The organism is Phenylobacterium sp. (assembly GCF_036821595.1).
In the GTDB taxonomy this organism is placed as follows: Bacteria; Pseudomonadota; Alphaproteobacteria; order Caulobacterales; family Caulobacteraceae; genus Phenylobacterium.
In genome coordinates, this window is sequence record NZ_DAISJG010000024.1 from 1 (window position 1) to 5,307 (window position 5,307).

Annotated in this window: 6 protein-coding genes and 1 pseudogene; 1 reads left to right on the plus strand and 6 read right to left on the minus strand. The window is 71.4% G+C overall.

Annotated elements, in window-relative coordinates:
• The 5 genes and pseudogenes from V7Z97_RS12185 to V7Z97_RS12205 all read right to left on the minus strand — a co-directional run.
• Positions 1-265: pseudogene (locus V7Z97_RS12185) on the minus strand (hypothetical protein); the annotation flags it as partial.
• 132 nt (positions 266-397) lie between these two features.
• Entirely contained in the window at positions 398-1,372 is a 975-nt protein-coding gene (locus tag V7Z97_RS12190; RefSeq protein ID WP_334163697.1) for a hypothetical protein, read from the minus strand.
• 131 nt (positions 1,373-1,503) lie between these two features.
• Entirely contained in the window at positions 1,504-2,070 is a 567-nt protein-coding gene (locus tag V7Z97_RS12195; RefSeq protein WP_334163698.1) for a hypothetical protein, read from the minus strand.
• Positions 2,067-3,413 carry an O-antigen ligase family protein gene (locus V7Z97_RS12200; protein WP_334163699.1) on the minus strand — a complete coding sequence of 449 codons (1,347 nt, stop codon included), beginning with the start codon at positions 3,411-3,413 and terminating at the stop codon, positions 2,067-2,069. Before V7Z97_RS12200 ends, V7Z97_RS12195 begins: the two co-directional genes overlap by 4 nt.
• 33 nt (positions 3,414-3,446) lie before the next feature.
• Positions 3,447-4,352: a transglutaminase-like cysteine peptidase gene (locus tag V7Z97_RS12205; protein WP_334163700.1), complete on the minus strand. Its 906-nt coding sequence runs from the start codon at positions 4,350-4,352 to the stop codon at positions 3,447-3,449.
• 299 nt (positions 4,353-4,651) lie between these two features.
• Here V7Z97_RS12205 and V7Z97_RS12210 point away from each other — a divergent pair, with 299 nt between their 5' ends.
• Positions 4,652-5,215, plus strand: coding sequence for a polysaccharide biosynthesis/export family protein (locus V7Z97_RS12210; RefSeq protein ID WP_442958033.1), 564 nt, complete (start codon positions 4,652-4,654; stop codon positions 5,213-5,215).
• A gap of 12 nt (positions 5,216-5,227) precedes the next feature.
• Here the strand turns inward: V7Z97_RS12210 and V7Z97_RS20575 are convergent.
• The coding region (locus tag V7Z97_RS20575) for a hypothetical protein (protein ID WP_442958035.1) at positions 5,228-5,307 on the minus strand (80 nt) is incomplete at its 5' end.

A 5,307-nucleotide genomic window follows, 5' to 3' on the forward strand; every position in this document is an offset into this window, starting at 1 on the left:
CGTTGTGCTCGGCGGTCACCGAGATCTTCGGATAGGCGAGGAAGGTCCCCATCCGAAGGCCGCGCGCCTCGTAGCCCTCGCGGGGCCGCTGGTTCACGGCGACGTTGCGATCGCGCGCGAAGAGGCTGGCGGCCTCCGTCGGCAGGGCGATCCCGGCGCGTTCCGCCGCGGGCCCGGTGGTGGGCTGCGTGGAAGGCGTGGTGGACGGGCCGCCGGCCGGCGTCTGCGCCAGCACGACGGTGGAGTACCCGCCCACAAGAAGCATGGCCGTTCCGGCGGCCAAGATCCGCTTATCCCCGATCACGATCACTATCCCCTGTTCGTGTACGCGACGCCGCACCCGTGATCGGATGCAGCCCGGACAAGCCCCCCAAAGCCCGTCCTAAAGAACCGTCAGTTACCCGCGGTAGTCCGGCACGACCGGCGGCGGCGGCGGCGGCGGGGCCGGCGGCCCCTCGACCGTGCCCGTGGTCGTCTCGCCGGTCGGGCCCTGGGCCAGCTGCGTCGGCTGCGTGCCCGTCTGGGTCGCAATCGTCTGCTGGGTGCTGGTCACAGCGGCCACGACCGCCGGGCTGCTGATCCCCTGGCTGGCCAGGGTGGTGGTGGCGGTGGTCAGCGCGGCCTGGGCCACGACGGGCGGAACCGCCGCGGTGGTGAGCGTGCTGGCGATGGCCTGCTCCACGGCCGCCTGCTGCGCGGCCGGGCTGGCGCCCGCCGTGGCGGCGGCAGCCGTCTGGACGGCGGCGGCGACGGCGGTCGCGACGACGACGGTCTGCTGGGCCTGCACCGCGGCGGCGACGGCCGGCGTGGACGTCACGCCCGCGCTGGCGAGATTGCTGACCGCGGCGGCCATGGCCACGTTGGCGACGGCCGGCGGGGCCTGGGCGACGGCGAGGGTGGTGGCGATCGCCTGCTCGACGGCGGCCTGCTGCGCCGCGGGCGTCTGGCCCGCGCTGGTGGAGGCGGCGGCCTGGACGGCGGCGGTCACCGCCGTGGCGACCACGACAGCCTGCTGAGACTGCACCGCCTGGGCGACCGCGGGAACCGCGGTCAGGCCCTGGGAGGAGAGGGTGGTGACGGCCGTCGCCATGGCGGCGTTGGCCACCGCGGGCGGGGCGTTCGACGCGGCGATGGTCTGGGCGATGGCCGCCTCGACCGCCTGCTCGACCACCGGGCCGGGCTGGCCCTCGTTCGCGGCCACCGCGGCCTGGACGGCCTGGGCGATATCGGTCGCCAGGGCCTGGGCGGAACCCTGGTCCTGTGCGGTGAGCTGGGCGAGGGCGGTTCCCCCCACCATGGTCGCGCCGCCAATCGCTGCGACCGCCACGAGGCTGCGCATCGCCGCGCCGAGGCTCATGCTCTTGAGGTTCATGGCTTGTCCCAATCGTCGCCCAACTCGAGTTCGAGACTTAGCGTCATAAGCTAGACCGCACGGGAAGTCGATCCTAAATCAAATATTCACCACCTCGGTATTGCCCGTGACTGATGCAGTTTTACGACACACTAGCGCCCGTTGCGCTCGAAACTGTGCAACCAGAGGGCGGCGGCCAGACGTCCGCTGGGATTGCGGACGGATCTGAGCACGCGCTCCACGCCGACCTCCCGGCTGCCCAAGCGGTAGAAGGCCCTGGCTTCTTCATAGACCGCGCGTCGCGCCTCGGGCGTCAGGCTCTCCCAGTGCTCCAGTCCGAAGCCGATGCGCCAGGCGCCGACGTTCGGATCCAGGGGAAGCAGGTCGTAGGACTGCGCGAAGTATTCGACGCCGGCCGGCGTCAGGCGGCCGTGCCGCAAGGTCTCGACATAGGCCAGGCGGAGGCGGGGGCCGTTCTCGTACGGCGAGACGGCCAGCGCCTCGCGCGACTTCGCCTCTGCCCAGTCCAGGTCGGCCGCCGAGGGCGAGCCGAGCAGGCGCCGGTAGGCCGCCTCGTCGTGGCCCTGGCTCAGGCCCAGAGCCACGGGGCGGACGCCGATCGTCGCGCCCGTATTCAGGACGACGAGTCCGCCCAGGCCGAGGAGGGCGGTCGCGACGGCCAGTCCGCCCAGGGCGGAGAGGGTGCGGTCCCCGGTCATCGGCGGGACGAACCCTGGGCGAGGGCGAACTGCAGCCCCAGCAGCAGGCTCCAGAAGGCGGCCATGGAATAGGTCTCCAGCGCGAAGTCGGTGACGCCATGGGCGAGCACGACCACGTCGGCGGCGAGCAGCGCGAAGATCAGCGCGGTCATCCGGGTGCGGCGCAGGCCGTTGCGGGTCGAACGCGCCAGGATCAGCGCCAGCGCGGCGAACATCGACAGGGCGCCGAGCAGACCGGCCTGCTCCAGCCAGGTGAGATAGACGTTGTGCGCCGCGCGGACGGTCCAGATGTCTCCGGCGTTGCGCGCATCGAGCAGCAGCCGGTTGAGCGTGTCGAAGCTGCCGAGGCCGTAACCCATCCATGGCGCGCCCTTGAACGCCTGCCAGTGGGCCTCGAAGACCTCGCGCCGTCCGGCCAGCTCCCAGCCTTCGCCCATCAGGCGCGCGACCAATTCCTGCCCCGTGAAGGCCAGCAGCACCGCGCCGGCGATCATCCCGCCCGCGGCCCCCAGCGTGGCGCGCGACAGGTTGGACTTTCCGCTGAAGACCTGTAGGGCCGCGAAGATGAGGAGACCGGCGGCGGTGGCGACGAGGCCGCCGCGGGAAGCGGTCGCGAGCAGTGAGACCGCAAAGAGCAGGCCGGCGGCCGCGAACGGCGCCGTGCTGCTGAAGCGGGCGCGGGACGGCGCCGACCTTGCCCGGGATATCCCGGCGCCGATCGTCAGCATGAACAAGATGCCGAACAAGGTGGCGGCCGTGTTCGGGGCGGCGAAGGTGGCGCCCAGCCGCCGGACGTTCGGGCCCAGGTCCCCGCCGGCGAAGCTGAGGAAGGACCAAAGGGCGAGCAGGACGCCCAGGCCCAGGGTCGCATGGATCGTCAAGCGGGCCCGCTCGTCGGAGCCCCCCGACGCCGCGCCGACGCCGAACAGGCAGCCCAGGCCGAGGAGCTTGATGAGTTCGAGGAGCGTCTGGGACTTGTCGAGGGTGGCGGCCCCGGGGGAGATGCCGACGTAGGCCCAGACCGGATGGGGACCGCCGGGGGCGAAGGGCGTCATCGACCAGAGGCCGGCGACGATCACCGCGGCGAACAGCGCCGCGGGCAGAGCGAGGCCGCGCAGCCGGCCGAGTTCGCGCCGCAGCTTGGGATGGGCCAGGCAGGCGCCGAGCAGCAGCGCCCCGAGCAGCGCCAGCGTCAGCGCCGTCTTCGGCAGCATGGCGCCGTAGAGGGCGTGGCCGGCGAAGATCAGTCCGGGCGCGGCGAGCGCCAGCCATCGCACGTCCTGCGCCCACCAGCGGGGCGTCCACCACGGCGCGCCGGCCCTGTCCTCCGCCCGAATCTGCACCTTGCCCCCGCTCCGAATGCGCGGGAGCAAAGCCTAGCGCAGGCTGGCGAGCAAGAGACGCGGCGCGCTGGTCTCGAGCACCGGGCCGGCGGCGAACGCCCAGCGGGCGGCGGAGCCGGCCACCTGCCGCTCACGCCACTGGTAGCTCGTCTTGGTCCAGGGCAGGACCCAGGGGCTCAGGTTGTCGAGCACATACTCGCCCGCGGCGGTGTCCACGAGCAGCACCGCGTGGCTCTGGCCCTTGCTCGTCGTGACCACGGCGATCGAGAGCGCCTCCTTCGGCAGGCCGGCGGCCAGCAGGGCGCGCCGCTTCTCGAGCACATAGTCCTCGCAGTCGCCGACCTGGACCCCGGCCTGCAGCGGGGTGCTCCAGATCTCCTCGACGCCATAGGCCTGGGCGTCGGTGCGCTGCACGATGGCGCGGTTCACGGTCTCGTTGGTGCGGGTGACCAGGGACCAGAGGCTGGGCGTCAGCGGCAGCTTCTCGGCGGCCGGCATGGGCTCCGCCACCGCGACGGCTGGTTCGGCGGCGTCCGCCGCCGAGGTGGCGACCGGCGCCTGCAACTGCCTGGCGAACACCTGGGTCCAGTCGAAGCTGAACGCAGCGTCGCCGGACGGCGCCGGGGCGGTCGCGACCGGGATCACCGCCTTCGGCGCGGGCGCGGTCGTCCCGAACACCCCGCTCCAGTCGAACTGGATGGCGGCCACGGACGTGGGCGCGCCCTTCGGGGCGGCGCGGCTCATGGCGCCCAGTTCGGCGGGCGAGGCGCCGCAGTCGCCCGGCTGGCGGCCGCAGAACTCCACGAAGCCGCGCGGCGCCGTCGCAGCGGCGCCCAGCGTCATCGGCGCCGAAGGCTCCGGCAGGGTGGCGCACGCCGCCGCGGAGAAGCCCAGGCCGACCACGAGCGCACGCTGGGCCAGCGTATTGAAATAAGACACCACACCACACCCAATCTTGTAGTTGTTGGGTGAGTTGTGCGCCCCGCCGCTTTAACTTTGACTGTAGAGACATGCTTTAAACAGTCCTAAAGCTTATGGTTCCTCCGCTGTTTACCAAGACGTGGAAAAGTAACCTTGGATTAGCCACTTAAGATCGCATTAGTCACGAATCTGGCGCGGGCTTTGCTCTACATCCCGGGTCTTGTGTCGGCGTGACGCGGGCGGCCCTATTTCCCGCGGCGCCGGTCTGAAGTAGAAAGCCGCGTTCGAGGGGACCCGCACGTGCGGAGCGTTGCGTCATGAAGAAGTTGGTTGGGCTGCTCGCCGGCGCCGTTCTGGCCGTCTGCGGCCTCATGCTGCCTGCGACGGCCTTCGCCCAGCAGGCGGGGGCCACCCGCGAGGTGCCCGAGTACCGCCTGGGATCGGCCGACAAGATCCGGGTGATCACCTACGGCGAGGAGTCGCTGACCGGCGAGTTCACCGTCGGCGGCTCCGGCAAGGTCTCCCTGCCGCTGATCGGCGAGGTGGAGGCCGTGGGCCTGACCGCCCGCGAATTCCAGGAGCGCGTCGAGGCGGCCCTGAAGAACGGTTACCTCAGGGACCCCCGCGTCAGCGTGGAGGTGCTCAACTACCGGCCGTTCTACATCCTCGGCGAGGTGAACAAGCCCGGGGAGTATCCCTACACCAACGGGCTGACGGTGCTGAACGCGGTCGCCACGGCGGAGGGATTCACCTACCGGGCCAACAAGGGCAAGGTGTTCATCAAGCGCGCCGACGGGGCCAAGGAAGAGGAGTTCCCGCTCACCGGCACCACCAAGGTGGCGCCCGGCGACACGATCCGGATCGGCGAGCGCTTCTTCTAGGCGTCGCGGTCCTCAGGACCGCGCGTACACGTCCTCCAGCCGCACGATGTCGTCCTCGCCGAGGTAGGCGCCGGACTGCACCTCGATGAGGT